Below are 26029 nucleotides of genomic sequence, written 5' to 3' on the forward strand. Positions count from 1 at the left end.
GCCTGTGAGATCGGCCCGTCTCGCGACACTGCGATAAAGCCACGCGCTACCATAGTACAGTTGAGCCCATGCCGCCGGCGCACCACTATGCCAGGCTAGGACGTTGCCTTGGGAGGAGGACGCGTGGCTGGTGAACGGGAGCATATCCGGGAGATAGAGCAGGTCCTGTCCGGCAGGACATCGGCCCGCGACGATGTCGTGGTCAAGTCCTGGCTGCGCTGTGTCGACACCCACCGGCTCGACCCGGCCCGGCCGACGGAAGCCTATATCGTCCCCGATACCCAGTTGCGCGAACATCGCGAACAGTCCGAGCGGCTGATCGCGATCGCCCGCAGCGGCCTGGAAACCCTCTTCAAGCAGGTGGCGGGCCAGAACTATGTTTTGCTGCTGGCAAACGCCAAGGGCGTCACCGTCGACTTCCTCGGCGATCCGCTGTTCATGGACCAGTTGCGCACGGCAGGGCTTTATCTCGGCTCCGAATGGTCGGAAAGCCGCACCGGAACCTGCGGTGTCGGCTCCTGCATCGTCACCGGCGAGGCGATGACGATCCACCAGACCGACCATTTCGACACCACCCACACGCCGCTCTCCTGCACCGCCGCGCCGATCTTCGACACCAATGGCGAGCTCGCCGCCGTGCTCGACATTTCCCTGCTGCGCTCCCCGCAACCGAAAATCAGCCAGAATCTGGCGCTGCATCTGGTGACGGCTTCCGCGCGGCGCATCGAGCTCGCCAATCTGATGGCACAGATGCACTCCGAATGGGTGCTGCGTTTTTCCCGTTCGCCGGAATTCCTCGACGTCGACCCCGAGGCCGCCATCGCCCTCGATGCCTCGGGCCGCATCCTTGGCACGACGCGCGGCGGAGCGCTGCTGTTGGCGCAAGCCGGAGGCGTCGACTGGCGGCACTCGCCCTCCCCCATTGGCCAGTCGATCTCGCGCTATCTCGATGTCAGCGTCGACGATTTGCCGAGCCTGACACGCGGCCGCCCGACCGAAGAGCGGCTGGTGTTCGGCCGCAGCGGCAGCGCGCTGTTCGCGCATGCCATCGAACCGCAGCCGACGACCGGACGCCGAGCGCCGGCCGAGGCGGTACCGAAGCCGATCGGCGACCTTTCCGGCGGCGATCCGGCGATGGCCGCCACGCAATTGCGTGCCGCCAAGCTGGCGCGCACGACCATTCCCATCCTGATCCATGGCGAGACCGGCTCCGGCAAGGAGTATCTTGCCCGCGCGATCCACGATTGCGCGCGGCGGCCCGGCCCGTTTGTCGCCATCAACTGCGCGGCCATTCCCGAGCATCTGATCGAGAGCGAACTCTTTGGCCATGTCGCCGGTGCTTTTACCGGAGCCGCCGCCAAGGGGCGCAAGGGACTGATCGAGGGGGCGAACGGCGGCACGCTGTTCCTCGATGAGATCGGCGACATGCCCTACCCCCTGCAATCGCGGCTGCTGCGCGTGATCGCCGAACGCGAACTGATCCCGGTCGGCGCCACCGAGCCGCGACAGGTCGACATCAAGATCATTTCGGCCTCGCACCATGATCTGCGCAAGCTGGTCGAAGAGGGACGTTTCCGCGAAGACCTATTCTACCGGCTGAACGCGGCCTCGCTGACCTTGCCGGCGCTGCGCGAACGCACCGATTTCGAATGGCTGCTGGACCGGCTGGTGGATCAGCGCGCCCACCTAGCCGGCCGGACAGCCAAGCTCTCGCCCGCTGCGCGTCTGGCGCTGATCCGTCACCGCTGGCCCGGCAACATCCGCGAACTCGCAAACGCCATCGATCTGGCGGTGACGCTTTGCGAGGGTGGGATGATCGAGCCCGCCGACCTGCCCGACTTCGCATTGCCATACCTGACGCCGCTTGCTTCGCCCGCCAGGCTGGTCGCCCTGCGTGCTCCGTCGCCCGAGGACGAGCGTGCGGCATTGCTGGACGCTCTCGTGGCCGCGGGCTGGAACATCTCCGAGGCCGCGCGGCGTCTGGGTGTCGACCGCACGACCGTGCATCGCCGCATGAAGCGGCTGCGGCTGGACGCGCCCAATTAGTGTTGCGTCGGCTGTGGCGCGCCATGGCTCGCGCAACACCGCCGCAGCAGCCTATGACAGCAGAAGCCGCTAGATGATGCTGATTTTATTACGATTTCTGATTCAGCAGTATGGTTGGCATGCTGCTTGCTCCTTGTTCCGGGTACCCACATGGAACTTGGAGGAGAAGCCATGACACAGAACGCGGTCAATCTCGCAGCCACGGCGCGGAGCATGCAGGCCCTGCGCTTTCATGCCGCCAGGGATTTGCGCATCGAGGACATTCCCAGGCCGGCAAAGCCGGGGCCGGGACAGGTTGTTCTCCGCAACAGGTTTGCCGGAATCTGCGGCACCGACCTGCATGAATACAGTTACGGGCCAATCTTCATACCGACGCAGCCGCATCCGTTCACCGGCGCCAGCGGTGTGCAGGTGCTTGGACATGAATTCGGCGGCGTGATCGAGGCCGTCGGCGATGGCGTGACGTCGGTCTCGGTTGGCGACCGCGTGGCCGTGCAGCCGCTGATCATGCCGCGCTCGGGAGACTATTATGCCGCGCGCGGCCTGTATCATCTGTCCGACAAGCTTGCCCTGGCGGGTTTGAGCTGGATCGGCGGCGGCATGGCGGAAGCCGCCTTGCTCAACGACTACAATGTCGAGCGCATTCCAGACGAAATGTCCGATGAGGAAGCTGCATTGGTCGAGCCGACCGCGGTCGCCGTCTATGCCTGCGACCGTGGTGGGGTAAGCGCCGGGAGCTCGGTGCTGATCACCGGCGCCGGCCCGATCGGCATTCTGACGATGCTGGCCGCGCGCGCCGCGGGCGCAACGCAACTGTTCATCTCGGACCTGAACGACACCAGGCTGGAGATGGCGCGTTCGATCCTGCCTGGCGTGGTGACCCTCAATCCGAAGCGGGACAAAGTGGATGAGGCAGTGCGCGCCGCGACCGAAGGTGGCGTCGGTTGCGATATCGCCATCGAATGCGTCGGCAATGAGCATGCGCTGAAGGCCTGCCTCGCGGCTGTGCGCAAGCAAGGTGTCGTCGTGCAAACCGGCCTGCATCCGCACGAGAACCCGCTCGACTGGTTCCAGGTCACATTCAAGGACGTCGATATCCGCGGCTCCTGGGCCTATCCGACGCATCTGTGGCCGCGTGTCATCCGTCTCATCAGTTCGGGACAGCTGCCTGCCTCCAAGGTGGTCACCAGGCGCATACGTCTTGCGGAGGCGGTGTCGGACGGTTTCGAAGCTCTGCTCGATCCAGCCGGGACCCAGCTGAAAATCCTGATCGACCTGTCCTGATCAATTTGACAACCGGAGGAGAAAACATGCTCGAGAGAACCCCCACCACGAAGGCGCAGGCGCTGCTCGACAAGTTCGGCAAGGCGCTTGCGGACGGCGACATCGACGCGGCCGTCAACTGTTTCCAGGCGGATTGCTACTGGCGCGACCTTGTCACCTTTACCTGGAACCTGAAGACGATGGAGGGCCAGGACCAGGTGCGCGACATGCTGACGGCAACCCTGGCGGAGACCCGGCCGAGCGACTGGAAAGTGGCCGAAGGCGAGGAGGCGACCGAGGCGGACGGCGTCACCACCGCCTGGATCACCTTCGAGACGAGGGCGGCGCGCGGCTTCGGCCTGGTGCGCTTCAAGGGCGACTTCATCTGGACCTTGCTCACCACCATGGCTGAACTGAAGGGACACGAGGAGAAGTCCGGCTTCACTCGACCGCTCGGTGCCAAGCATGGTCACGGCAAGGACAGGAAATCCTGGCGCGAGGAGCGTGACGACGAGATCGCCGAACTCGGCCGCAGCAGACAGCCCTATGTCGTGATCATCGGCGGCGGTCAGGGCGGCATTGCGCTGGGGGCACGTCTGCGCCAGCTCGGCGTGTCGGCCATCATCATCGAAAAGAACGAGCGCCCCGGCGATTCCTGGCGCAAGCGCTACAAGTCGCTCTGCCTGCACGATCCGGTCTGGTACGACCATCTGCCCTATATCGACTTCCCCAAGAATTGGCCGGTCTTCGCGCCGAAGGACAAGATCGGCGACTGGCTCGAGATGTACACCAAGGTGATGGAGCTGAATTACTGGTCCTCCACGTCGGCGAAATCCGCGAAATACGACGAGAAGGCCAAGGAGTGGACTGTCGTGGTCGAACGCGACGGCGAAGAGATCGTCCTCAAGCCCAAGCAATTGGTGCTGGCCACCGGCATGTCCGGCAAGGCGAACTGGCCGAAATACAAGGGCCAGGACATCTTCAAGGGCGAGCAGCAGCATTCCTCGACCCATCCCGGCCCGGACAAATACCGCGGCAAGAAGGTCGTGGTCATCGGCTCCAACAACTCCGCCCACGACATCTGCGCGGCTCTGTGGGAGGGTGACGCGGACGTCACCATGGTGCAGCGTTCCTCCACGCACATCGTCAAGTCCGACACGCTGATGGATATCGGGCTGGGCTCGCTCTATTCCGAGCAGGCGGTCGAGAACGGCATGACGACACGCAAGGCCGACCTGATCTTCGCTTCCCTGCCCTACCGCATCCTGCACGAATTCCAGATCCCGCTTTACCAACAGATGAAGGAACGCGACGCCAAGTTCTACGCGGACCTGGAAAAGGCCGGCTTCCTGCTCGACTGGGGCGATGACGGCTCGGGCCTCTTCATGAAATACCTTCGCCGCGGTTCGGGATACTACATCGATGTCGGCGCTTGCGACCTCGTCATCGACGGTTCGATCAAGCTCAAGAGCGGACCAGGTGCCGCGGTGGAAGAGCTGACGCGAACCGGTGTCAAATTCGCCGATGGAACCGAATTGCCGGCCGATCTCGTAATCTACGCCACCGGCTACGGCTCGATGAACGGCTGGGCCGCGGACCTCATCTCTCAGGAGGTGGCGGACAAGGTCGGCAAGGTCTGGGGCCTTGGCTCCGACACCGCGAAAGACCCCGGCCCCTGGGAAGGCGAGCAGCGCAACATGTGGAAGCCGACCCAGCAAGAGGCGCTGTGGTTCCACGGCGGCAACCTCCATCAGTCGCGCCACTATTCGCAATATCTGGCGCTGCAGCTGAAAGCGCGGCAGGTTGGCTTGCCGACCCCGGTCTACGGGCTGCAGGAGGTCCATCACAAGGGCTAGTCGGCTTCCCTCGCATCAAGGCGGGACTGCCCGGCTTCGGGGACTTCGACCGGCGGCGGCGCGCCCGCCGGTCTCGCCGCTTGGGGTGGTCGGCGATGGCGTGAAAACGCCCTCGCCGGCCAAACGCTCGCGGCAGGTCTCCATCCGGTATGCGGCCACCGCGTTTTCGCCGTCGAAGCGGAAACACATGGGCTGTCTCTTCCCCGTGATTGGTTGCGTCAGGGCCGATTGGCGAAGTCGTGCACGACGCGCTGCAGCAACGGCACATAGTCGCGAAACGCCCGCGTCCGCATATTGGCGACCTTGCCGCCCTCGTCCCAGATGCGAACCCGCACCGCTTCCTCATGGAACGGGTTCTCGCGGAACTCGGCGACCTCCTCGGCACTCATCGGTCCGCCCTGTAGCGACAGCGTATGAACCGAAGCCGGCGACAGCCTGGAGAAATAGGTCGGGTCCGTGGCGCAGAGATAGCGCTTGGCGGCGACGTGCAGCCGGACGCATTCGACGATGACCGGTGGGAAGAACGGCGCCAGCACCTCGCCGCCGGCCTCGTCATGGTGCTTGTCCTCGACATCGTCGGGCGAATAGGTGCCGAACTCGCTGGTGTAGTGGCCGATATCGTGCAGCAGCGCGGCCGCCACCAGCACCTCGGGCGCTCCATCCTGCTCCGCCAACCAAGCACCCTGCAGCATGTGCTCGGACATCGTAACCGGCTCGCCGAGATAGGATTCGGCGCCCCGGCGCTCGAAAATGTCGGCGATGAACTCGACGATGGTGTCCGCGTTCAGATCCTGGCCGCTCATTCCGCGGCCTCCTTGAAGCCGTGTTCAATCGCCGCGAGCGTCGACAACAGGCCGTCCTTGTCCGCATAGCATCCCTGCAGCCAGCGCTTGCCGGTGCCGGAAAACGCCTTGCGGGCATGCATGACGCGGGTGTTGTCGACGATGAAGGCCTGGCCGGGCTCAAGCTTGAAGGTCACTTCGAAGGATGGATCCTCGATCAGTTCGGCGAAGCGGCGGTAGGCGCCATAGTAGCGATCCATGTCGGCGAACGGCACATCGACGGTCGGCGCCAGCGAGCGGTTGTTGAAGCGGATGCAGATCAGTTCGCCGTCGGGGCCAAGCTCGATCATCGGCCGTTTGGATTGCAGCCGCACGCCCGATGACCCTGCATATTCGAATCGCGCCGCGTGGGAGCTCAACAGCCGAAAACCTTCGGGGTTTTCCGCCTGCAGGGCTGCGGCGACGGCAAAACCGTCGACGACGCTCGATTCGCCGCCCTCCACCGTGTTCTCGATGCAGGACAGGATCTGCAGTGTCGGCACCGGATCGCGATAGGGATTGTCGGTATGCGCCTGCAGGCCCAGATTGGTGTAGGCGAGATTGTTCGGATTGACCTCGGCGCGCACTTCGAACCAGCGCCCGTAATTGGTCTCCCTGACGTAGCCGAACAGGTCGGACACCTTGCACAGCGCCCCGGATTCGGCCGGCAGCCCATTCATCACCGCAAAGCCATAAGTCCTCACCGCCGAAAGCCATTCGCGCAGCACGCTGCGGTCATGGAAGGCCGCCTTGTAGCTGGCGCGCGGCACGCAGTTCTGCATCGTCGCCTTGGTCCAGCGCTGGATGACATCGCCTGTCCAACCGGGCTGGCGTGTCTCGTCGCGATCATAGGCGTTTGCACGCAGCCATTGGGCGGGAAAGCTGACCGTCTTTCCCTCCGGTTCGAAGCTGATCTCCAGCGCCCCGGCCTTGATGGAAGCGGCGCCAATTCTCGTGCCAGCGGGAATGTCGAGGATGGTGACGAGCCGCTGGCCGTTGCCGGCGCTGCGCGTCTTGTCGTCGAGCGCATTGTCGCGCAGCCAGATGGCGTGAAAGCGGGTGCGCCTCCCGTCTGCCCAGCCAAGTTCGATTGTTCTGCCTTCGTCGCCAACCAGCGCGTGGGTAAGCATTGAGATCCATCCCGTCCGCTACGCCCCACGGTCCGATCCGCAGGGTTTCGATTGCATGTTGATCGCGCCATAGGCATAATTCAAATTATCATTTTTTGGCCAATGACCCCGATTTACTAATGGCACGACGAACCATCCCCGCCTTGCCTCCGCTCGACTGGCTGCGCAGTTTCGAAGCCGCGGCGCGGCTGTCGAATTTCACGGCGGCAGCGGCCGAACTCGGCCTGACACAGGCGGCGGTCAGCCAGCACATCCGGCTGCTCGAGGAACGGCTGAAGACGCGGCTGTTCTCGCGGCTGGCGCGTGGGGTCGCGCTGTCGCCGGAGGGTGCCGCCTACCTGCCCCACATCCAGTCGGCCTTCGCAACCATTGCCAGCAGCACCACGGAATTGTTCGAACCACGCGCCGTCCGGACCGTCTCTATCCGGGTGCCGATCTCGTTTGCCTTGCTGGCGCTGGTGCCGGCGCTGCCCGATCTCGCCGAGGCGCTGCCGCGCGTCCAGCTCGATCTGGTGACGATCCATCGGCCGACCGACTACGATCTGCCGGGCTCGGCGCTCGACATCCGTTTCGGCAACGGATCCTTTCCCGGACGCGAGGCCGAGAGGCTGACCGCCGAGCGGCTTGTGCCGGTGGCAAGTCCGGCGCTCGCCAGTGCCGCCGACTGGACATCCCTGCCGCTGCTTCTGGTGGCCGGCGCGCGCGAGATGTGGTCGGAATGGTTCGCGGCGGCCGGATTGGCCGGCCATCCCCAGCGGTCGCACCGCTTCGACAGTTTCGTCGCCGCCATGGAGGCGGCGAGCGCCGGCGCCGGCGTGCTGCTGGGGTCGCGACCGCTTGTCGACGCGGCGCTCGACAGCAGGACGCTGGTCCCGCTCTCCGATTTTGAACTCTCCAGCACGTCAGGGCATTTTCTGACCAGGCCGTCGACCGCGCAACTGACAAGTGCCGAGCAGGATTTCCGGCACTGGCTGATAAAGCGCCTTGCCGGCGGGGCCCGGACCTGACTGGCGCGCTACCGCGAAGCTATGCCGATACGCTTCCAGTAGATCAGCGTGCCCGTCAGCCCGCCATGCGGTTTCAGCGCATAGTCAGGAATTTCGCCGGTGAGGATGAAGCCGAGCTTTTCGTAGAGGCCCGAAGCCCCCTCCTCCGCCGCCGTGTCCAGAACCAGCAACGTGCGCCCCTTCTCCGCCGCGAGGCGTTCGGCGGCCCGCATCAGGCGTGTCCCCACACCCCGGCCCCGGTATTCGACTGATGTCATCAGCTTGGCGATCTCGGCCCGATGCGGCTGGTTGGGCGGGCAGTCGAGCAGCAAGGTGACCGTCCCGACCAGAGCCCCGCCGTCCCAGGCCCCGAGCACCATTCTTTCTCCTCGTGCCGCCGCGGCCAGCGACGTCTCCCAGAATGCCCTTGCCGCTTTCGCCGCCAGCGGATGCATGAAGCTGACAGATCCGCCGGCGGCAACCGTTTCGACCAGCAGATCGGTCAGCATTGCAAGAGTTTCCCGGCTGGCGGTCAACGGCCCGATTTCGATGGTATTCATACCTGGTCCTCTGGAAACGATTGCCGGGGTCGATGGCGCCGGCGTCATTCGAGATAGCGCGCCCGCCGGCGCTTGCGCGCGGCCTTGATGGCGCTAATGCGTTCGGTGTCTTCTTCACTGAGATGTCGCCCGCGCTCCAGGATTTCGAGCGTGTATTCCTCATAGGTCAGGCCCAGCCGCACAGCCTTGTCCATGCGCATCAGCATGACGTCGCGGCTTGGCGCCTTCCACGCCTTGGCGTGCGCCGCCTGCCAGGCCAGGAAGATGTAAGGGTCGCCCTTGCCCCATGGCGGCCCCTTGTACTCGTCAAGAGGCGGCCCCCCATTGTGGGAGCGCGTTGGCCGTCTTGCCATGACGTCAGCCCCTGACCAGAGCGACGAGATAGTCGGCGCCAGGCTCCAGGGCATGGAAGGTGCAATCCGACGGCGCCCCGAGCGCCAGGCAGTCGCCCGGTTCGAGCCTGTGCACCTGATCGCCTTCGGTGAATTCGAGTTTTCCTGAGATCAGCCAGATCTGCTGCTTGATGAAGGCGTAGGAAGCCGCGGGCAAGCTGACCTTCGCGCCCGCAGGCAGATGGACCTTGATCAGTTCGAGCGGCATGTCGCAGGCCGGCGACAGATGCCGCCTGACATAGCCTGTATCGGGGTCGCGCCATACCGGCTGGTCGGCCGCGCGCAGCAGTCCCCCGCTCTGCAGTTCCGCGCGCGCGATGAGGGTCGAGAGCGTCATGCCGAAGGCCGCCGCAATGCGCACCAGAAGTGCGGCCGTCGGGCTGGTCATGCCGCGCTCGATCGTGCTCAGCATTGCCTTGGAAACGCCGGACCGTTCGGCGAGTTCGGCCAGCGACCAGTCCCGCATGATCCTCTCGGCGTGAATCCTCTTGCCGATGGTCGAGGAAATATCGTTCGCTATATCATCCATTCGTCCATTATAGTGAAACAATAAGACAGGTGAAGAGCCATCTCACGATAATTTTCACCGGGTCCTTAATCCTCTCTACACCATCCGACCTCATCCGACCTTAACCCCGTTCCTGTAGGCTCCGTCTCCAGGGAAATGGGGATTGGCCTGTCCATGTATGTCGAACGCGAAGCTTCCGTCGGAGAACCGACATCGCAGGAGCGCCGCAACGCAGAGCAGAACGACCGGCGCATCCTCGGCAACGTCGTGCAATGCGACGGCGCGCGCGCCACCATCAGCGCCTATGCCGACGATGTCGACGGCGCGATCACCGGCCTGTGGACGGTCGGCAAGATGATCTCCATCAATCTGGGCACGACGCGCACCGTTGGCCTGGTCTATGCGATCGGCAAGTCGGATCGGGCCTGGAGCAATGAAGGCCAGAACGCCATCGAGGTCAGCATCGAACTGATCGGCGAAGTGCGCGACGGCGCCGAACCCGGCGCCAAGCCGATCTTCGACCGCGGCATCACCAGCTATCCGCATATCGGCGCCGTCGCGCACCGTATCCGCACCCGCGACCTGCAGGCCGTCTATGACCTGGCCGGCCGCCATTCCATCACCATCGGCTCGCTGGCGCAGGACGAGGCCATCGCCGCCAACATCGCCATCGACGATACGCTGGCGCGCCATTTCGCCATTGTCGGCACGACCGGCGTCGGCAAGTCGACCGCCGTGTCGCTGCTGCTGCGCAAGTCGATCGCCGCGCGACCCGACCTGCGCATCCTGATCCTCGATCCGCACAACGAGTTCGCCGCCTCGCTGCCCGAATATTGCGTCCGGGTCGATTCCAAGACGCTCGACCTGCCGTTCTGGATGTTCACGCTGGAGGAATTCGCCGAAGTGCTGTTTCGTGGACGCGAAACGGTGCCGGAAGAGATCGACGCCCTTCGCGACCTCGTTCCGCTGGCCAAGAACCTCTACCGCAACCCCAATTCAGGCGCCTACCTCAGGCGCGGCAACGATGCGCTGACCGCCGATACGCCGGTGCCTTACCGCATCGCCGACCTGCTCAAGCAGATCGACGAGCGCATGGGCATGCTCGAAAGCAAGAACGATCGCCCGACGCTCAAATCGCTGAAGACGCGCATCGAATCCGCGGCTGCCGATCCGCGCTACCGCTTCATGTTCAATTCGCGCCTGATCGAGGACACCATACACGAGACGATCGGCAACATCTTCCGCGTGCCGCATCACGGCCGCCCGGTAACCTGCTTCGAGATGGCCGGAATGCCCTCCGAAGTGGTCAATTCCGTCTGCTCCGTGCTGGCGCGCCTGGCCTTCGACCTCGCTTTGTGGAGCGAAGGCAAGCTGCAGCTCCTGTTCTTGTGCGAGGAAGCGCATCGCTATATGCCGGCCGATTCGCGCCTCGGCTTCGCGCCGACAAGGCATGCGCTGTCGCGCATCGCCAAGGAAGGCCGCAAATATGGCTGCTATCTCGGCGTCGTCACCCAGCGCCCGGGCGAGCTGGACCCGACCATCCTGTCGCAATGCTCGACCTTCTTCGCCATGCGGCTTGCCAACGAGCAGGACCAGGCGATCATCCGCTCGGCAATCGCCGACTCGTCCGCCTCGACGCTCGCCTTCCTGTCTTCCATGGGGCAGCGCGAGGCGATCGCCTTCGGCGAAGGCGTGGCGACGACCATGCGGCTGAAATTCGAAAGACTGCCCGCTCACCTGCTGCCTGGCACGGCCAAGCACGAGGAAGAAGTGACGAAAGCCGGCGAGGTCGACCTGGTGGCGATCGTGGAGCGGCTGCGCAACGTGCCGAAGCCACAGAGCCAGGCGATACCATTCGCCGAGGTGGTCGATTCCGGCCGCCAGGCCGGCGATCCCGACTACCGCAAACCGCCGGCGACGGCGCGCGTGCAGTCGGACGAAGATTTCGACACACGCTACGGCCTCAAACCCGCGACCTTCGGCCTGCGCCCACAGAACGATTGAACCTAACAGGTCTCTGATCTCATCGGCATTCACGCTTGGCCAAATCCCGAAAGGGAATTCGTCAGGTCGAATTGAATGACGTGGCTTTCGAGAAGCCGGAGCGGAGCGGACATTCAGTCCGTGAGCTCAGTTCTACTGCGACGCAGTAGAACGGGGAAGTCGAGAAAGCCGCGTCAGGCAACCGGCCTCATGAATTCTTCTTCGGGATTTTAGGCGCAGACGCGGTTGCGGCCTTGCCTCTTCGCTTCATAGAGCTGGCGGTCGGCACGGCGATAGAATTCTTCGGCGGTTTCCTTGCGGTCCCAGACGGCGAGGCCGACGCTGGTCGTGATCTTGAGCCGGACATTGTTGCCGGAGAGGATCGACATGTTGGCGATCGCCTTGCGGATGCGCTCGGCGAATTTGGCCAGAAGGTCCGCCTCCATGTTGGGCGTGACCACGGCGAATTCCTCACCGCCCAGGCGCGCCACCACGTCGTGATAGCGGGTCATGTCCTTGAGGCATCTGGCGACAGCCTTGAGCACCTCGTCGCCGACATCGTGGCCGTGGCTGTCGTTGACCTGCTTGAAATGGTCGAGATCGAGGATCATCAGCCCGACCGGTTTTTCGATGCGCCGGAACTCCTCGAGATATTCCTTCAGCGCGTCGTCGAAATAACGTCGGTTCTGCATGCCGGTCAGGCCGTCTGTCAGGGCGGCGTGCTCGAGCGTTTCGGAGCGGGCGCTGAGCGAAACCGTCATGGCGCGCAGCTTGCCTTCTTCCGTCGCCTGTTTGCGGATCAGCGGGTAGATGAAGAAGATGCCGAAAAACAGCGCGGTTGCAAGCAGCACGCCCGTCGCGAACAACAGCTTGTTGAGGTAGATGACCTTGTCCAGGCCGGACTGTGTATGGAGTTCCGTGGCGAAGGATTGCAAGAGCCCATAGGCGTGCAGCGTCACCAGGCCAGCGGCCAGGATCACGAAGATAAAGACGAAAAAAGCGGATTCCGCCTTATGGAAACGCATCTGCTGCCCGATGAAAAGTGCCCTCGATCTTATGGCACGGGCCGCCTTACGGAGCGTTAATCCCGGCAACTTCGGCGGGAACCCTGTCCTCAAGGTCAACTTTTTAAGTTGCATTAGCAACAAGTGTTTGGATCGTGGTTTCGAGATCGTCATCGGGACGCAATCTCTGCCATTCCGGCCCCAGCTGATGTCGAAACCAGGTCGCTTGCCGCTTGGCATATTGCCTGGTTGCGATCTTGGCGCGCTCGATCGCCTCGGGAAAGCTCGATTGCCCGGCCATTGCGGCCTGCAGCTCGCGAACCCCGATCGCCTTCATCGCCGGCAGGTCCGGATCGAGACGAAGCGCGGCAAGCTGCCTGACTTCCTCCAGCGCGCCCTTGTCCAGCATCCGGTCGAAACGCCTTTCGATGCGGTCGACCAGCGCCGCCCGATCCGGCTCGATGACCAGGAAATGCGCGCTTTGCCTGTCGATCAGAGGCCGGCCGCGCTCGGCCTGCCAGTCCAGGATCGACCGGCCGGAGGCGTCGAGCACTTCGAGCGCCCGCACGATGCGCTGGCTGTCGGTCGGCTTCAGCTGCATGGCGACTTTCGAATCCTCGCGCAGCAGGATGCCGTGCAATTTGACCGCGCCGTGCTCCTTCAACTCATAGCGCCAGCGATCGCGGATCCGCTGCGGAATATCGGGCATTTCCGAAATGCCCTCGGCCAGCGCACGAAAATAAAGGCCGGTGCCGCCGACGAAGATTGGCCGCCGCGAGAGTGTTCCGTCGTCGATGAGTCTCATCACGTCGCGCAGCCAGGCGCCGGTCGAGTAGGCGGAGCCGGGATGGACATGCCCATAGAGAAAATGCTGCGCTCGTGTGAGCTCGGCCGCCTCCGGCCGGGCGGTCAGAACGTCGAGAACCGAATAGCCCTGCATCGAATCGGTGTTGACGATGACGCCGCCGGTGCGCTCGGCCAGCTCAAGCGCCAGCGCCGACTTGCCGCTGGCGGTCGGCCCGGCTATCAGGATCGCGTTCTTCACGCGGCCTTCGCCCGCATCCGCGCCGGAATTCTCTATGCCGCTCATTGCCACGCTTGTTTCCCGTCCCGCTGACCGCGCTCTGTCGCCGTCGCTTGCGAATATGGCCTCACGGTCGGTGGGCGCAAGCGCCGTCGTCTGGTTGGCCGAAGGCATTGCCTGTGATCTTGCCCTGCCACCAGCGGCGCAGGCTGATGAAACGACTGCAAAGCTTCGTGCCGCATTGGCCGTTGAGCCCATCGACGTGATCGTCCAGCAGGCTGAAACACGCCGCAAGAAAATCCTTCTCGCCGACATGGATTCGACCATGATCGACCAGGAATGCATCGACGAGCTGGCCGACGAGATCGGCGTCAAGGATCGCGTCGCGGCCATCACCGCGCGGTCGATGAATGGCGAGATCGCATTCGAGCCCGCGCTGCGCGAGCGCGTGGCGCTGCTCAAGGGGCTTGATGCCGCCGTGGTCGACCGAATCGTCGCCAATCGGCTGACGCTGGCTTCGGGCGGCCGCGCACTGGTCCAGACCATGCGCGCCAACGGCGCCTGGACGGCGCTCGTTTCGGGTGGATTCGAGGTCTTCACCACGCGCATCGCCGAGATGCTCGGCTTTCAGGAGAACCGCGCCAACCGCCTGCTCGACCTGGGCGGACGCTTCACCGGACTGGTCGGCGAGCCGATCCTCGGCCGCGCCGCCAAGGCCGAGGCGCTGCTCGAAATCTGCGCGCGCCTTGGCCTGGCGCCGGCCGATGCCATCGCCGTCGGCGACGGCGCCAACGATCTCGACATGATCCGCCTGGCCGGAACCGGTGTCGCGCTGCACGCCAAGCCGACAGTGGCGGCACAGGCAAAAGTCCGGATCGACCATGCCGACCTTACAGCATTGCTCTATCTGCAGGGCTACCGGAAGGAAGAGATTGTGCAATGAAACCGATGCGTACCGAACGCCTGATCCTGCGCAACTGGGAAGATCGCGACCGGGAATTGTTCCATCGCATCAATTCCGATGAACGCGTGATGGAATTCTTTCCGTTCCGCCGCGACCGCGCTACCGCCGACGACAAGATGGATGAGTTCCGATCCTGGATCGCCGAGGACGGCTATGGTTTTGCCGCCGCCGAGATTGCTGCCACCGGCGAGTGCATCGGCTTCGTCGGGCTCCTCAAGACCGATCATGTGCCCTCCCTGCCGGCCGGTACTATCGAGATCGGCTGGCGGCTGGCGCCGGAATACTGGGGCAAGGGCTATGTCACCGAGGCGGCGGAGGCCTGGCTCGCCTACGGCTTCCAGACGCTGGGCGTCAACGAGATCGTCTCCTTCGCCGTAACCGGCAATCATCGCTCGACCGCCGTGATGAAACGCCTCGGCATGAGCGCCGACCCGGCCAACGACTTCGACCATCCCGACATTCCGGACAGCCATCCCGCGCTCAAGCGGCATGTGCTCTACCGGTTGCCTCGCCAAGACTGGCAGGCAAGAAAAAGGGCGGCTCTCTAACCGCCCTTTCCATCAAAATCAGATTTTTGCAGTCCTGCCGACTTCAATCCATCCGGATCGTGACAAACCTCAGCTCACCGGTCTTCGACGCCAGCATCAGCAGCGCGTTCTTGCGCCCCTGCTCCTTCAGCGCGCCGATCCGGTCCATGACATCCTTGGGCGTGGCGACCGATTCCTGCGCGATCTCGGTGATCACCTCGCCCGGCTGAATGCCGCGCTCGGCGGCGGCCGAATCCTTGGCCACATCGGTGACGACGACACCCGAGACATCGCCGGCGATGCTGAACTTCTTGCGCGTCTCGTCGTTGAGTTCGCCGACGGTCATGCCGAGCACCGAGGCGGTCGAGACGGCCGGAGCTTTGTCGCCGCCCTTGTTCTGGTCGGTGTTGCCATTCTCGCCGCTGGCGAGCTTCTCGCCATCCTCGAGCCGGCCGAGCGTCACCTTCACCGTCTGCTCGACACCCTTGCGCACGATCAGCACGTCGACGGCCTTGCCCACGGGGCTTTCGGCGACGACGCGCGGCAGGTCGCGCATTTCATGGATGTCCTTGCCGTCGAACTTGATGATGACGTCGCCGGCCTGGATGGTGCCGTTGTCGACAGGCCCGCCCTTGATGACGCCGGCCACCAGCGCGCCCTTGGCGGTCGCCATCCCCAGGCTTTCCGCGATGTCGTCCGTCACCGGCTGGATGCGAACGCCAAGCCAGCCGCGCCGAGTCTCGCCATACTGGCGCAACTGGTCGACGACGCCCGAGGCGAGCTGCGAGGGAATGGAGAAGCCGATGCCGATCGAGCCGCCGGACGGCGAAATGATCGCGGTGTTCATGCCGATGACCTCGCCGGCGCTGTTGAACAGCGGTCCGCCCGAATTGCCGCGGTTGATCGCCGCATCGGTCTGGATGAAGTCGTCATAGGGGCCTGAATTGATGTCGCGGTTGCGCGCCGAGACGATACCGACCGTGACCGTACCGCCGAGGCCGAACGGATTGCCGACCGCCATCACCCAGTCGCCGACGCGCATCTTGGTGGAATCGCCGAATTTCACCGCCGTCAGCTTGTGGCCTTTCGGATCGACCTTCAGCACCGCGACGTCGGTCTTGGTATCGGTGCCGACCAGCGTCGCCTTCAAGGTCACGCCATCGGAAAAATTGACCTCGATGTCGTCGGCATCGGCGATCACGTGGTTGTTGGTTACGACGATGCCCTGCTCGGCGTCGATGACGAAGCCCGAGCCGAGCGACTGCACCTTCTGCGAGCCGCCATCCTTTTCGCCACCGCGGTTCTTGAAGAAGTCGTCGAAGAAGTCCTGGAACGGCGAGCCTTCGGGCAGTTGCGGCATCGGCACGGCGCCCGGCCCTTCGGTGCCCTTCACCGTCTGCGAGGTCGAGATGTTGACCACCGCGCCGAGCACGCGTTCCGCCAGATCGGCGACCGAGGCAGGCCCGTCGGCGGCGAATGTCGGCGTCACGAACGACGGAACGGCGGCGGTACCCAGGACAAGCGCTGCCGCGCCGGCGACCAACGTCCGTCGAGCGGCGCGCAAAAGGGTGTTGGATGTCATCGAGAAACCTCCCGGCATTTCTGAAAGAGAAAAGCGCTTCGACGAAAACGCCGTGTCGCGCCATGATGGCAAGAAATACGGCACGTTTGCGGCTATGGCTATCGGCAGAGCGTAAATCGAGCGTTATTCCGCAAACCGGATGCCTTTACCCGCTCCGCACCAGCCAGACGATGCCGACACCGATGGCGATCGCCACCAGGCCGCCGATCCGCAATGCATTCTCCGGCATCGACAGCACTTCGCCCGCGAGCTTCCTGGCAAAGCCTGGGAAGCCGCCATAGACCAGGCCCTCTATGACGAGGACCAGGCCTATCGCCGCGAAGAAATCCTGCACCGCCCGTTACTGGCCGGTGCTGGGTTGTGTCGTCGGCGCGGCAGGTGCCGTAGCCGGCGCGGGTGCTGGCGCGGCCGGTTTCGCCGGCCCTTCCTTGCCGTCGGGATCGCGAAAGAAGCGGAAGAACTCCGAGCCCGGCGACAGCACCATCGTCGTCCCGGTGTTGTCGAGCGCGGTGCCATAGGCATTCATCGACCGGTAGAAATCGAAGAACGCCGGATCACGCTGATAGGCTCCCGCGAAGGTGGCGCTGCGCTGGGCTTCGCCCTCGCCGCGCAGGATCTCGGACTCCTTGCGTGCTTCGGCAACGATCTCGACCACTTCACGATCGGCGCGTGCCGTGATGCGCTGTGCGGCTTCGTTGCCGCGTGCTCTCAGCCGCGCTGCCTCCGCCAGGCGTTCCGCCTTCATGCGGTCGTAAGTCTGCTGGGAGACTTCGGCCGTCAGATCGGTGCGGCGGATGCGAACGTCCTCGATCTGCAAGCCGAGCGAGGTGGCGTCGGGCCTGAGCTGATCGCGGACTTCGCGCATCATCACGGCACGCTCTTCGGAGAGCGCGGCTTCGAAATCGCGCAGACCGTAGACGCGGCGCAAGGCAGCGTCGAGACGCGTCCTGAGCCGGGCCTCGGCCAGTTCGATCTGACCGGACACTGCCGCACGGAAGACACGCGGATCCGAGATGCGGTAGGCGATGAAGGCATCGACCTCATAGAATTTGCCGCCCGACACCTGGACGCGGATGTTGTCGAGGTCGAAGCGCAGCACCCTGTTTTCGATCAGCTGCACCGTGTCGGCGTCGAAGAACGAGAACGGCGCCTTGAAGTAGATCCCTGGCTCGCTCTTGACGTCGACGATCTCGCCGAAGCGGAGCACCAGCGCCTGCTGGCGCGCATTGACCACGAAGACCGAGGAATAGATCAGGAACAGGATGACCGCCGCTACGACGGCGAAGATGGGAAGACGGTTGGCCATCACTGGGTACCTCCCGTGTTCGCAGCCGGCGCGGCCGGTGCCGGTGGTTTCGGCTGCAATGCGGGCAGCGGCAGATAGGGCACGACACCTTGTCCGTTGCCCTGCTCGACGATGACCTTGCTCGAGTCCTTCAGAACCCTCTCCATGGTTTCCAGATAAAGGCGTTTGCGGGTCACATCGGGGGCTTTGACATATTCGTCGTAGACCGAGATGAAGCGCTGGGCCTCACCTTCGGCTTCCTGCACCACACGGTTCTTGTAAGCGGCCGCGTCTTCGCGGACCTGGGCGGCCTCGCCGCGTGCTTGGCCGAGCTTCTGGTTGGAATACTGATTGGCCTGCTCGACGAACTTGTCCTCGTCCTGCTCGGCGCGCTGCACCTCGTCGAACGCATCCGCCACCTCGCGTGGCGGCGCCGCGTCCTCGATGGAGACGGCGTTGACGTTGAGACCGGCCTTGTAGCCGTCCAGCGTCGTCTGGATGATCTCGCGCACCGAGGCGGCAATGCCCTGCCGGTCGTCGCGGAAAATGTCCTGCGCCGGCCGGCGGCCGACCGCTTCGCGCATGGCACTCTCGGCAACCTGCCGCAGCATGCCGTCGGGGTCGGAGACGTCGAACAGGTAGGCGCGCGGGTCGGAGACCTGGTAGGCCACCGAAAACTGCACATTGACGATGTTCTGGTCGCCCGACAGCATCAGGCCGTTGCCGCTGGTGTTGCCGCCGCCAATGTCGACGAGCTGCTCTGAAATCTTGGCCGTCTCGACGGTCTCGAGCGGCCACCAGTGGAAGTGCAGGCCTGGCTGGGAAAGCTCGGCCTTCGGCTTGCCGAAGCGCAGTTCGACCGCGACCTCGTCGGGCTGCACGGTATAGACCGCCTGGAAGGCCCACAGAACGACCAGCACCGCGGCGATCAGCCCGAACACGGCCGGACTGGCGCCCCCGCCGCCGGGCAGCGCGCGCCTCAGCCGATCCTGGCCACGGCGAATGATGTCTTCGAGGTCTGGAGGCGACCCCTGCGGGCCGCTCGGTCCCTTCGGTCCCTGCCCCCAGGGGCCCTGGTTGTTACCGCCGCCACCCCACGGGCCGCCGCCTCCGCCACCTTTGTCGTTCCAGGGCATGAATGTCCTTTCGCTTGGAATTCCCTCAAGCGCCGCGGTTACGGCGCAAATCCAGTGTCGTTCTTCTATAGGCACGCCACGGCACGCTTTCAACGCGATGCCCGCCGACTTCATCGGATTTGGGCCGGTAGCGACCCTTTGTCGTCCTACAATCGCGCTTTTGTCTTCAAACTATCTCGCGGCGGCGCTCGTAAACCGTATAGCGCGTCGCATGACTGTCCTTTTCTCCTGATGGAACCTCCTGCGAACTGACCACGTGCCATGTATCGGGGTCGATCGGCGGGAAATGCGCATCGCCGTCGACGGCGGCCAGAACATGGGTGACGTGCAGACGGTCGGCCAGCGGCAGCGCCTGGGCATAGATCTCGCCGCCGCCGATGACACAGACCTCGTCGACGCCGCTCATGCAGCGGCCGCGCACGGTCGCCAGCTGGATCGCGGCTTCCAGCGTATGCGCCACCTCGACGCCCTCGGCGCGCCAGGCCTTGTCGCGGGTGACAACGATGTTCAGCCTGCCCGGCAGCGGGCGGCCGATGCCTTCATAGGTCTTGCGGCCCATGATGATGGGCTTGCCCATCGTGTCTGCCTTGAAGCGCTTGAGGTCGGTGGAGAGCCGCCAGGGCAACCCGCCTTCCCGCCCGATCACACCGTTCTCGGCAATGGCGACGTAGATCGTGACATGCATCAGTTTGCGTCCCCGCCATTGCTGTCCGACGGTTCGAGCAGGAGGATATCGATATCATGCTCGGGATAGAAATCCTTCGCTGTCATTTCGAAGCTCGTCGGCCCGACCTTTTTGACATTGTCGCCGCAGAACGAGACCATCGCTTTGGGATTGCCCTTATCGATGGTCAGCTTGAACTTGCCGATGGTGCCCGCCGCCCAGTTGCCGCCAGTGGTCAGGATATAGGCGATGCGGCTTTCGTAGAATTTGGGATAGCCGTCCGGATTGTCCTTTGCCGCCTTGCGCACCGCGTTCTCGAATGCATCGTCCATGCAATAGCGGGTCTTGTACGTCGCATACTGCCCCTGGAACTGGCCATCGTAGAAGAAGCTGACCGAGGACGTGCCGCCGACGCTCGGCTTGTAGCGGTGCGAGACATGAACGTCTTTGTTGGCCGGAAAGGTTGAGCGCCACCAATAGGTCGAGCGCAGCTGCCACCATGGCGCGTAGGACGGAGTGGCGTTTTGGTCGCTGTCGCCTTCCGGATCCTCGATGATGATACCGCGGTTGACCCAGTCGTCCGCCACCGCCTTTGGCAGCTTGGCCAATGCCGCCTTGGCGGCATCGGCGAACGGATTGAACGGCACATTCTGTGCCTTGAGGTCGGCGCTGATGTCGATGCCGAGCGCGAACACCTTCTGCTCGAGCTCAGGCTTTGCCGGCGCGCCGTCGATCGTCACCTCGAAGCCGAGGAAATTGTCACTCTGGTTTTCGGGGATCGCCGGCATCTCCTCGGGATCGCCCGAAATGTCGGGCATCGGGAAGGCGACGATCGCCTCGACATCCTTGTCGGTGTTGTTGTGGAACACGTAGTCGACCGTCACCTTTTGCGGCGAGATGAAGAGGTCCTCGCTTTGCATCGCCACGGCATCGCTGCGCGACAGGATCAGGCCGCCGGTGCCAAGTTCGGCAACCGAATCATTGGCCAATGCAGGCGCCGCCGACAGGGCCAGCACGGTGGTCAAAACATATCGCAGCATGAAAGCCCCCCAGGCGAGAATGCCCGGATGACCCTAGCGGTTTCAGTCCGGCGTTTCAAAGCCCTTCCGCTTCCTGGCCGCGCGTGACCGGTCTGGACACGCGCGCGGTCTGGACACGCAAGCGGTCTGGACACGCAAGCGGTCTGGACTAACAGGTTCCGATCGGGCAGGAGTTCGCGCCATGCGCAAGCTTCTCGTCATCGGCATCGGCGCCGGCAATCCCGACCACATGACGGTTCAGGCCATATCGGGCCTGAACCGGGCGGACGTCCTGTTTATTCCCGACAAGGGGGCTGACAAGACAGACCTCGCCGACCTGCGGCGCGGTATCTGCGACCGCTTCGTCACCAACCCGACCTCACGCCGGGTCGAGTTCGACGTGCCGGTGCGCGCCGAACCAACGTCTTCCTACCGCTCGACCGTCGACGACTGGCACGAGGCGATCGCGGTCATCTACGAGGGACTGATCCGCGACGAGATCGCCGGGGATGGCTGCGGCGCCTTCCTGATCTGGGGTGATCCCTCGCTCTACGACAGCGCATTGCGCATCCTCGAGCGCGTGCGCCTGAGGGGCAATGTCGCTTTCGAACTGGAAGTCATCCCCGGCATAACGGCCATCCAGGCTCTGGCCGCCAGCCACAAAACGGCGCTGAACCGCATCGGCGATCCCGTGCTGATCACCACCGGCCGCCGCCTGACCGAGGAAGGCATGCCGGACAATGCCGGCAGCGCCGTCGTCATGCTCGACGGCAAATGCGCCTTCAACACGCTGGCCGACCAGGACCTTTTCATCCAATGGGGCGCCTATCTCGGCACACCGGACGAGATCATCATCTCCGGCCGCCTCGGTGATGTCGGCGCGGAGATCGAAAAGCGCCGCGACGAAGCGCGTAGGGAAAAGGGCTGGATCATGGACACGTATTTCCTGCGGAAGCAGGAGTGGTGAGTAGTGAAGCTGTCCTAGTCCCTACTGACTACTGACTATCCCCCTACCCCGCTTCAATCTCCGCCTGCAGCGCATCCATATGCGTCGCCGCCGCAGCGGACGCCGCGCGCTCGATGGCGCGAAAGCGGCTGACCACCGCCAGGCCCACCGTCGTCAGCTGCGCGCCGCCGCCCTTGCGGCCTCCGGTCTGCGCCGAGACCAGCGGCTTGCCGAACACCCGGTTCATGTCCTCGACCAGATCCCAGGCGTGCTTGTAGGACATCTCCATACCGCGCGCGGCGGCCGAGATCGAACCGAACGTGGCGATGTGCTCCAGAAGCTCGATCTTGCCAGGACCGATCCGTCCATCCGGATCGAGATTTATCCGCAAGCTCAGCGACGGCATTTTTGCTCCTCCGCGATCGCTTCAGCTTCAGCGACCGTTATTCCAAAACAATATAGCGGCGATCACCGCCCCTGTCAGCCGTCGACCTCGAGCGGCAAGCCGGCGCCGGTATTCGCCCGGTCGAAGCTCACGGTCTTGACCACCGCGAAAACCTTGCCGCCGAGCCGCAGCTGCAGCGCCTGCCGCGACTGTTCGGTGATGCGGGCGAGCACCGCTGCGCCATTGCAGTCGATGCCGACTTCGACCGTCGGCCCCTCGCCCGGGCTGATCGCGACAATCGTGCCGGGCAGGATGTTGAGCGCGCTGAGGCCCGTCGGTTTCTCCGTGGCGACCATCACGTCGCGAGCGCGAATGCGGATCCGCACGGAAGCCCCGGGCTTCATTTCAAGACGTGGCACACGGATCTCGCCGGCGGCCGAGCCCAGCACGGTCATGCCGAAAGTCTCGTCGTGACGCAGCACCTTCGTGTCCAGCACGGCGCCACCCTCGCCGCGCTCTTCGGCCGGCAACAGGTCAAGCCTTTGCATGACGGCCTCGGTCGGGCCGCTGGCGGTGACCTTGCCCTGCGCCAGCATCACCACGTCGCTGGCCAGCCGCGCCACCTCGGCGACCGAATGGCTGACATAGACGATCGGGATCTTGGTTTCGTCGCGCAGCCGCTCGATATAGGGCAGGATCTCGGCCTTGCGCGCTTCGTCGAGCGAGGCCAGCGGCTCGTCCATAAGCAGCAGCCTCGGGCTGGCAAGCAGCGCCCGGCCGATCGCCACCCGCTGTTTCTCACCGCCCGAGAGCTTTGCCGGTCGCCGCCCGAGCAACGGCCCGATGCCGAGCAGTTCGACGACACTGTCCATATCCGCGTAGCGTTCCGCCGCCGGCGTGAACCAACGGCCGTAGCGCAGATTGCTCATCACGCTCATATGCGGAAACAGGCGCGCATCCTGGAACACCATGCCGATACGGCGCTTGTGCCTTGGCACGAAAATGCCGGCACCGGTGTCGACCAGAACGCGGCCGTCGATCTCGATGCGCCCCTTGTCCGGCCGGATCAGCCCAGCGATCATGTTGATCAGCGTCGTCTTGCCGGAGCCCGACGGCCCGAACAGCGCCGTCAGCCGCCCGGCGCTCTCGAAGCGAGCATCGATGGCGAAATCGCCAAGCCGGTGGCTGATGTCGACAAGGACGCTCATTCGATGTCCATCCGCCGCCCGACGCGCCGCGCCAGCACTTCCGAGGCGACCAGCGCCGCCATCGAGATGACGATGGAAATCAGCGTCAGCCGCAGCGCCCCTTCATCGCCGCCCGGCACCTGGGTAAAGGTGTAGATCGCCGATGGCAGCGTCTGCGTCTCGCCAGGGATGTTGGAGACAAAAGTGATCGTCGCGCCGAACTCGCCCATCGCCTTGGCGAAGGACAGGATGGCGCCGGCGATCAGCCCGGGCAGGATCAGCGGCAGCGTGATGGTGCCGAACACCCACACAGGATTGGCGCCGAGCGTCCCCGCGGCCGCTTCCATCTTGCGGTCCACCGCCTCGATCGACAGCCGGATCGCCCGCACCATCAGGGGGAAGCCCATGACGCCGCAGGCAAGGGCGGCACCCGTCCAGCGAAACGAGAAGACGATGCCGAAATGCTCGGCCAGGAATGCGCCGGCCGGGCCGCGCCTTCCGAAAGTCAAAAGCAAGAGATAGCCGGTCACCACGGGTGGCAGGATCAGCGGCAGATGCACCAGCCCGTTGAACAGTGTCTTGCCCCAGAATTTCCCCCGGGCAAGCAGCAGCGCAATCGCTATGCCCGGCGGCAAACTCGCGAGCATCGCGACCGTTGCCACCTTGATGGACAGCCGGACCGCATTCCATTCGTCGGGAGTGAGGTCCAGCAGCCAGTTCATCGCGCGGTATCGGGGCCTTTTCGAAGTCAGTTGCTCGGCGTGAGCACGGTGAAGCCCTGTTCCTTGAAGAGCGCGCCGGCCTTGGCGGATTGCAGGCACTTCAGGAAGGCCATCGTATCCTTGTCCTTCGAATCGGTGGTCTGGGCAACCGGATAGATGATCGGCGGATGTGAATCCTCCGGGAAGGTGCCGACCACCTTGACGCCCTTTTCGGCGTACGCGTCGGTGGCATAGACGATACCGAGGGCCGCCTCGCCGGTCGAAACCAGCTTGAGCGCCGCACGGACATTCTCGGCCTGCGCCACCTTGCCCTCGACCGAGGACCAGACGCCGAGCGATTGAAGCGCCGCCTTGCCGTATTTGCCGGCCGGCACGGCCTTGAAGTCGCCCATGGCGAGCTTGCCGTCGCCAACCAGCTTGGCGAGGTCAAAGCCCTTCTCGATCTTGGTTTCAACCGTCGAATCCTTCGGCGCCACCAGCACGATCTGGTTGCCGAGCAACTTCACTTCGGTATCGGGCTTGGTCAGCTTCTTGTCGGAGAGATATTTCATCCAGTCGAGATCGGCCGAGATGAAGACGTCGGCCGGTGCCCCGCCCTCGATCTGCTTGGCCAATGCCGAACTCGCGGCATAGGAAACGGTCGCGGCCTCGCCGACATCGGCTTCGCAGGCCTTGTTCACCGCGTCGAGCGCATCCTTGAGGCTTGCCGCCGCAAACACCACGACCTTGTCTTCCGCGCGCGCTGTCGGCATTGCCGCCATCAACGCAGCCGCAAAACCGCCAATGGCGATCGCCCTCAACCCGAAACCTTTGCGCGTCATCGAAAACTCTCCCTGGGTTCAAAATCCGATCGGCTCGAAGCCTGCAGACCGATATATCCGCATGGATATAACAAGGGAAGGCCTGGTCTGCCGAAACGCCATCTGGTCTTGTGATTGGTACTGCCTGATTGTTCTGATAAGACGACCGGGGATAAACAGCGAACGGGACGCCAATGAAGATCAGCGCCCGCAACGTTCTCAAGGGAACGATCACCGAAATCGTCAAAGGGGCCACCACCTCGCATGTCCGCATCCAACGAAGCCGTCGCCGATCTCAAGCTCGAAAAGGGCAAGCAGGCCTATGCCGTGGTCAAGGCCTCGGACGTGATGGTCGGCATCGACTGAAAAAACGCGGCTCAGACCGCGATGGGCGCCTTGATCGACGCATCGGCGACATAGTTCTCCAGCCGGAAATCCTCGAAGCGGAAGGCGAACAGGTCCTTCACGTCCGGATTGATCCACATCGTCGGCAGTGCCCTTGGCGTGCGCTGCAACTGTTCGCGCGCCTGCTCGAAATGGTTGGAGTAGAGATGCGCGTCGCCGAGCGTGTGGACGAAATCGCCCGGCTTCAGCCCGGTCACCTGCGCCACCATGAGCGTCAGCAATGCGTAGGACGCGATGTTGAACGGCACGCCGAGGAAGATGTCGGCGGAGCGCTGGTAGAGCTGGCAGGAAAGCCGGCCCTCGGACACGTAGAACTGGAACAGGCAGTGGCAAGGCGGCAGCGCCATGGCTTCCACCTCGGCGGGATTCCAGGCCGAGACGATCAGCCGCCGCGATTGAGGATTGCGGCGGATCTCCTTGAGAAGATTGGCGATCTGGTCGATCGAGCCGCCATGGCCATCCGGCCAGGAACGCCATTGCTTGCCGTAGACCGGGCCGAGATCGCCATTCTCGTCGGCCCATTCGTCCCAGATCGAAACGTCATGGTCGGTCAGGTACTTGATGTTGGTGTCGCCGGCCAGGAACCACAGGAGTTCATGGATGATCGACTTCAGATGCAGCTTCTTGGTGGTGGTGACCGGAAAGCCGCGCGCCAGATCGAAGCGCATCTGGTAGCCGAAGACGGAGCGTGTGCCGGTGCCGGTGCGGTCGCCGCGATCGGCGCCGTTTTCAAGCACATGCTGCAAGAGGTCGAGATACTGGCGCATCGGTTCCGGCTCGATTCGAGTGTTTGGGCATTATAGCGGCCAGACCGGCGGCCGAACACAGCAAAAC

General features: G+C 64.0%; 27 protein-coding genes and 1 pseudogene. 10 read left to right on the forward strand and 18 right to left on the reverse strand.

The features are described from left to right. Positions 1-123: 123 nt before the first annotated feature. From EN804_RS09350 to EN804_RS09360, 3 genes are all read left to right on the forward strand, one after another. Positions 124-2046, forward strand: coding sequence for a sigma-54-dependent Fis family transcriptional regulator (locus tag EN804_RS09350; protein WP_135919239.1), 1923 nt, complete (start codon positions 124-126; stop codon positions 2044-2046). Between the two features lie 213 nt (positions 2047-2259). Beyond that, positions 2260-3330, forward strand: coding sequence for a 2,3-butanediol dehydrogenase (locus tag EN804_RS09355; protein WP_135919439.1), 1071 nt, complete (start codon positions 2260-2262; stop codon positions 3328-3330). 26 nt (positions 3331-3356) lie between these two features. After that, entirely contained in the window at positions 3357-5165 is a 1809-nt protein-coding gene (locus EN804_RS09360) for an NAD(P)/FAD-dependent oxidoreductase (RefSeq protein ID WP_135919240.1), read from the forward strand. Positions 5166-5383: 218 nt separating this feature from the next. On the opposite strand, the gene EN804_RS09365 is transcribed toward EN804_RS09360, so the two are convergent. Together EN804_RS09365 and EN804_RS09370 are read right to left on the reverse strand one after the other, a co-directional pair. Beyond that, on the reverse strand, positions 5384-5968 hold the full coding sequence (locus tag EN804_RS09365; protein WP_127278514.1) for an HD domain-containing protein: 585 nt from the start codon (positions 5966-5968) through the stop codon (positions 5384-5386). Further along, positions 5965-7116: a gamma-butyrobetaine dioxygenase gene (locus EN804_RS09370; RefSeq protein ID WP_135866499.1), complete on the reverse strand. Its 1152-nt coding sequence runs from the start codon at positions 7114-7116 to the stop codon at positions 5965-5967. The genes EN804_RS09365 and EN804_RS09370 overlap by 4 nt, the downstream gene beginning before the upstream one ends. Before the next feature lie 119 nt (positions 7117-7235). On the opposite strand from EN804_RS09370, the gene EN804_RS09375 reads away from it, so the two are divergent. Then, a complete protein-coding gene (locus EN804_RS09375; protein ID WP_135866497.1) occupies positions 7236-8123 on the forward strand; it encodes a LysR family transcriptional regulator in 888 nt (295 codons plus the stop codon). An 8-nt stretch (positions 8124-8131) separates the two neighbouring features. Here EN804_RS09375 and EN804_RS09380 read toward each other — a convergent pair whose 3' ends face one another. From EN804_RS09380 to EN804_RS09390, 3 genes are read right to left on the reverse strand one after another with little or no spacing between them, the layout of a single operon-like run. After that, positions 8132-8662 carry a GNAT family N-acetyltransferase gene (locus EN804_RS09380; RefSeq protein WP_135919241.1) on the reverse strand — a complete coding sequence of 177 codons (531 nt, stop codon included), beginning with the start codon at positions 8660-8662 and terminating at the stop codon, positions 8132-8134. A 44-nt stretch (positions 8663-8706) separates the two neighbouring features. Beyond that, positions 8707-9015, reverse strand: a complete 309-nt coding sequence (locus EN804_RS09385; RefSeq protein WP_135919242.1) for a hypothetical protein — start codon at positions 9013-9015, stop codon at positions 8707-8709. A 4-nt stretch (positions 9016-9019) separates the two neighbouring features. Beyond that, the gene (locus EN804_RS09390) at positions 9020-9583 is read right to left on the reverse strand and encodes an XRE family transcriptional regulator (protein ID WP_127280696.1); all 564 of its coding nucleotides are present in this window, start codon (positions 9581-9583) and stop codon (positions 9020-9022) included. Positions 9584-9736: 153 nt separating this feature from the next. Between EN804_RS09390 and EN804_RS09395 the strand changes: the two genes are divergently transcribed. After that, positions 9737-11566 carry an ATP-binding protein gene (locus tag EN804_RS09395; protein ID WP_127280695.1) on the forward strand — a complete coding sequence of 610 codons (1830 nt, stop codon included), beginning with the start codon at positions 9737-9739 and terminating at the stop codon, positions 11564-11566. A gap of 209 nt (positions 11567-11775) precedes the next feature. Here EN804_RS09395 and EN804_RS09400 read toward each other — a convergent pair whose 3' ends face one another. Together EN804_RS09400 and miaA are read right to left on the reverse strand one after the other, a co-directional pair. Beyond that, a complete protein-coding gene (locus EN804_RS09400; protein ID WP_135915643.1) occupies positions 11776-12570 on the reverse strand; it encodes a GGDEF domain-containing protein in 795 nt (264 codons plus the stop codon). A gap of 103 nt (positions 12571-12673) precedes the next feature. Beyond that, the gene (gene miaA / locus EN804_RS09405; protein ID WP_135919243.1) at positions 12674-13639 is read right to left on the reverse strand and encodes a tRNA (adenosine(37)-N6)-dimethylallyltransferase MiaA; all 966 of its coding nucleotides are present in this window, start codon (positions 13637-13639) and stop codon (positions 12674-12676) included. On the opposite strand from miaA, the gene serB reads away from it, so the two are divergent. After that, positions 13629-14516, forward strand: coding sequence for a phosphoserine phosphatase SerB (gene serB / locus EN804_RS09410; RefSeq protein ID WP_135919244.1), 888 nt, complete (start codon positions 13629-13631; stop codon positions 14514-14516). The two genes, miaA and serB, sit on opposite strands and share 11 nt — an antisense overlap. Beyond that, positions 14513-15085 carry a GNAT family N-acetyltransferase gene (locus EN804_RS09415; RefSeq protein WP_135919245.1) on the forward strand — a complete coding sequence of 191 codons (573 nt, stop codon included), beginning with the start codon at positions 14513-14515 and terminating at the stop codon, positions 15083-15085. Before serB ends, EN804_RS09415 begins: the two co-directional genes overlap by 4 nt. A 43-nt stretch (positions 15086-15128) precedes the next feature. On the opposite strand, the gene EN804_RS09420 is transcribed toward EN804_RS09415, so the two are convergent. Beyond that, positions 15129-16646, reverse strand: coding sequence for a DegQ family serine endoprotease (locus EN804_RS09420; protein WP_135919246.1), 1518 nt, complete (start codon positions 16644-16646; stop codon positions 15129-15131). Here EN804_RS09420 and EN804_RS38645 point away from each other — a divergent pair. After that, entirely contained in the window at positions 16636-16761 is a 126-nt protein-coding gene (locus EN804_RS38645) for a hypothetical protein (protein ID WP_281407916.1), read from the forward strand. The two genes, EN804_RS09420 and EN804_RS38645, sit on opposite strands and share 11 nt — an antisense overlap. 30 nt (positions 16762-16791) lie before the next feature. Here the strand turns inward: EN804_RS38645 and EN804_RS09425 are convergent, their stop codons facing one another. The 5 genes from EN804_RS09425 to EN804_RS09445 form a co-directional block, all read right to left on the reverse strand. Then, a complete protein-coding gene (locus EN804_RS09425) occupies positions 16792-16980 on the reverse strand; it encodes a DUF2065 domain-containing protein (protein WP_135919247.1) in 189 nt (62 codons plus the stop codon). Between the two features lie 6 nt (positions 16981-16986). After that, entirely contained in the window at positions 16987-17952 is a 966-nt protein-coding gene (locus EN804_RS09430) for a protease modulator HflC (RefSeq protein ID WP_135919248.1), read from the reverse strand. Continuing rightward, positions 17952-19067: an FtsH protease activity modulator HflK gene (gene hflK, locus EN804_RS09435; protein WP_127871641.1), complete on the reverse strand. Its 1116-nt coding sequence runs from the start codon at positions 19065-19067 to the stop codon at positions 17952-17954. Before hflK ends, EN804_RS09430 begins: the two co-directional genes overlap by 1 nt. A 166-nt stretch (positions 19068-19233) precedes the next feature. After that, positions 19234-19752, reverse strand: a complete 519-nt coding sequence (locus EN804_RS09440; protein WP_127279687.1) for a dihydrofolate reductase — start codon at positions 19750-19752, stop codon at positions 19234-19236. Continuing rightward, a complete protein-coding gene (locus tag EN804_RS09445; RefSeq protein WP_135919249.1) occupies positions 19752-20771 on the reverse strand; it encodes a DUF4424 domain-containing protein in 1020 nt (339 codons plus the stop codon). Before EN804_RS09445 ends, EN804_RS09440 begins: the two co-directional genes overlap by 1 nt. Before the next feature lie 181 nt (positions 20772-20952). Here EN804_RS09445 and cobF point away from each other — a divergent pair, with 181 nt between their 5' ends. Beyond that, positions 20953-21717, forward strand: a complete 765-nt coding sequence (cobF, locus tag EN804_RS09450) for a precorrin-6A synthase (deacetylating) (protein ID WP_135919250.1) — start codon at positions 20953-20955, stop codon at positions 21715-21717. A 43-nt stretch (positions 21718-21760) separates the two neighbouring features. Here cobF and EN804_RS09455 read toward each other — a convergent pair whose 3' ends face one another. The 4 genes from EN804_RS09455 to modA all read right to left on the reverse strand — a co-directional run bounded on the left by EN804_RS09455 (position 21761) and on the right by modA (position 24811). Continuing rightward, positions 21761-22102 (reverse strand): winged helix-turn-helix domain-containing protein, encoded by a 342-nt coding sequence (locus EN804_RS09455; RefSeq protein WP_127279684.1) that lies wholly within the window; start codon positions 22100-22102, stop codon positions 21761-21763. A gap of 74 nt (positions 22103-22176) precedes the next feature. Next, a complete protein-coding gene (gene modC / locus EN804_RS09460; RefSeq protein ID WP_135919251.1) occupies positions 22177-23289 on the reverse strand; it encodes a molybdenum ABC transporter ATP-binding protein in 1113 nt (370 codons plus the stop codon). Next, the gene (gene modB / locus EN804_RS09465; protein WP_135881880.1) at positions 23286-23990 is read right to left on the reverse strand and encodes a molybdate ABC transporter permease subunit; all 705 of its coding nucleotides are present in this window, start codon (positions 23988-23990) and stop codon (positions 23286-23288) included. Before modB ends, modC begins: the two co-directional genes overlap by 4 nt. Positions 23991-24016: 26 nt before the next feature. Then, entirely contained in the window at positions 24017-24811 is a 795-nt protein-coding gene (modA, locus tag EN804_RS09470) for a molybdate ABC transporter substrate-binding protein (protein WP_135919252.1), read from the reverse strand. 173 nt (positions 24812-24984) lie between these two features. Between modA and EN804_RS09475 the strand changes: the two are divergent. After that, a pseudogene (locus tag EN804_RS09475) lies at positions 24985-25156 on the forward strand (TOBE domain-containing protein). Positions 25157-25167: 11 nt separating this feature from the next. On the opposite strand, the gene EN804_RS09480 reads toward EN804_RS09475, so the two are convergent. Next, positions 25168-25962, reverse strand: a complete 795-nt coding sequence (locus EN804_RS09480; protein WP_127871648.1) for a thymidylate synthase — start codon at positions 25960-25962, stop codon at positions 25168-25170. Positions 25963-26029: the final 67 nt, after the last annotated feature.

Origin of the sequence: Mesorhizobium sp. M8A.F.Ca.ET.161.01.1.1 (assembly GCF_004792105.1) — a bacterium.
Lineage (GTDB): Bacteria > Pseudomonadota > Alphaproteobacteria > Rhizobiales > Rhizobiaceae > Mesorhizobium.

What these genes read in the sequence shown, in the direction of transcription:
- EN804_RS09395 (WP_127280695.1), top strand. Translation starts at nt 9,737, where the DNA reads ATGTATGTCGAACGCGAAGCTTCCGTCGGAGAACCGACATCGCAGGAG.
- EN804_RS09445 (WP_135919249.1), bottom strand. Translation starts at nt 20,771, where the DNA reads ATGCTGCGATATGTTTTGACCACCGTGCTGGCCCTGTCGGCGGCGCCT.
- miaA (WP_135919243.1), bottom strand. Translation starts at nt 13,639, where the DNA reads ATGAGCGGCATAGAGAATTCCGGCGCGGATGCGGGCGAAGGCCGCGTG.
- EN804_RS09380 (WP_135919241.1), bottom strand. Translation starts at nt 8,662, where the DNA reads ATGAATACCATCGAAATCGGGCCGTTGACCGCCAGCCGGGAAACTCTT.
- EN804_RS09415 (WP_135919245.1), top strand. Translation starts at nt 14,513, where the DNA reads ATGAAACCGATGCGTACCGAACGCCTGATCCTGCGCAACTGGGAAGAT.
- serB (WP_135919244.1), top strand. Translation starts at nt 13,629, where the DNA reads ATGCCGCTCATTGCCACGCTTGTTTCCCGTCCCGCTGACCGCGCTCTG.
- EN804_RS09440 (WP_127279687.1), bottom strand. Translation starts at nt 19,752, where the DNA reads ATGCATGTCACGATCTACGTCGCCATTGCCGAGAACGGTGTGATCGGG.
- EN804_RS09420 (WP_135919246.1), bottom strand. Translation starts at nt 16,646, where the DNA reads ATGACATCCAACACCCTTTTGCGCGCCGCTCGACGGACGTTGGTCGCC.
- EN804_RS09390 (WP_127280696.1), bottom strand. Translation starts at nt 9,583, where the DNA reads ATGGATGATATAGCGAACGATATTTCCTCGACCATCGGCAAGAGGATT.
- EN804_RS09370 (WP_135866499.1), bottom strand. Translation starts at nt 7,116, where the DNA reads ATGCTTACCCACGCGCTGGTTGGCGACGAAGGCAGAACAATCGAACTT.
- EN804_RS09365 (WP_127278514.1), bottom strand. Translation starts at nt 5,968, where the DNA reads ATGAGCGGCCAGGATCTGAACGCGGACACCATCGTCGAGTTCATCGCC.
- modC (WP_135919251.1), bottom strand. Translation starts at nt 23,289, where the DNA reads ATGAGCGTCCTTGTCGACATCAGCCACCGGCTTGGCGATTTCGCCATC.
- modA (WP_135919252.1), bottom strand. Translation starts at nt 24,811, where the DNA reads ATGACGCGCAAAGGTTTCGGGTTGAGGGCGATCGCCATTGGCGGTTTT.
- EN804_RS09455 (WP_127279684.1), bottom strand. Translation starts at nt 22,102, where the DNA reads ATGCCGTCGCTGAGCTTGCGGATAAATCTCGATCCGGATGGACGGATC.
- EN804_RS09375 (WP_135866497.1), top strand. Translation starts at nt 7,236, where the DNA reads ATGGCACGACGAACCATCCCCGCCTTGCCTCCGCTCGACTGGCTGCGC.
- hflK (WP_127871641.1), bottom strand. Translation starts at nt 19,067, where the DNA reads ATGCCCTGGAACGACAAAGGTGGCGGAGGCGGCGGCCCGTGGGGTGGC.
- EN804_RS09385 (WP_135919242.1), bottom strand. Translation starts at nt 9,015, where the DNA reads ATGGCAAGACGGCCAACGCGCTCCCACAATGGGGGGCCGCCTCTTGAC.
- EN804_RS09400 (WP_135915643.1), bottom strand. Translation starts at nt 12,570, where the DNA reads ATGCGTTTCCATAAGGCGGAATCCGCTTTTTTCGTCTTTATCTTCGTG.
- modB (WP_135881880.1), bottom strand. Translation starts at nt 23,990, where the DNA reads ATGAACTGGCTGCTGGACCTCACTCCCGACGAATGGAATGCGGTCCGG.
- EN804_RS09360 (WP_135919240.1), top strand. Translation starts at nt 3,357, where the DNA reads ATGCTCGAGAGAACCCCCACCACGAAGGCGCAGGCGCTGCTCGACAAG.
- EN804_RS09355 (WP_135919439.1), top strand. Translation starts at nt 2,260, where the DNA reads ATGCAGGCCCTGCGCTTTCATGCCGCCAGGGATTTGCGCATCGAGGAC.
- EN804_RS09430 (WP_135919248.1), bottom strand. Translation starts at nt 17,952, where the DNA reads ATGGCCAACCGTCTTCCCATCTTCGCCGTCGTAGCGGCGGTCATCCTG.
- EN804_RS09480 (WP_127871648.1), bottom strand. Translation starts at nt 25,962, where the DNA reads ATGCGCCAGTATCTCGACCTCTTGCAGCATGTGCTTGAAAACGGCGCC.
- cobF (WP_135919250.1), top strand. Translation starts at nt 20,953, where the DNA reads ATGCGCAAGCTTCTCGTCATCGGCATCGGCGCCGGCAATCCCGACCAC.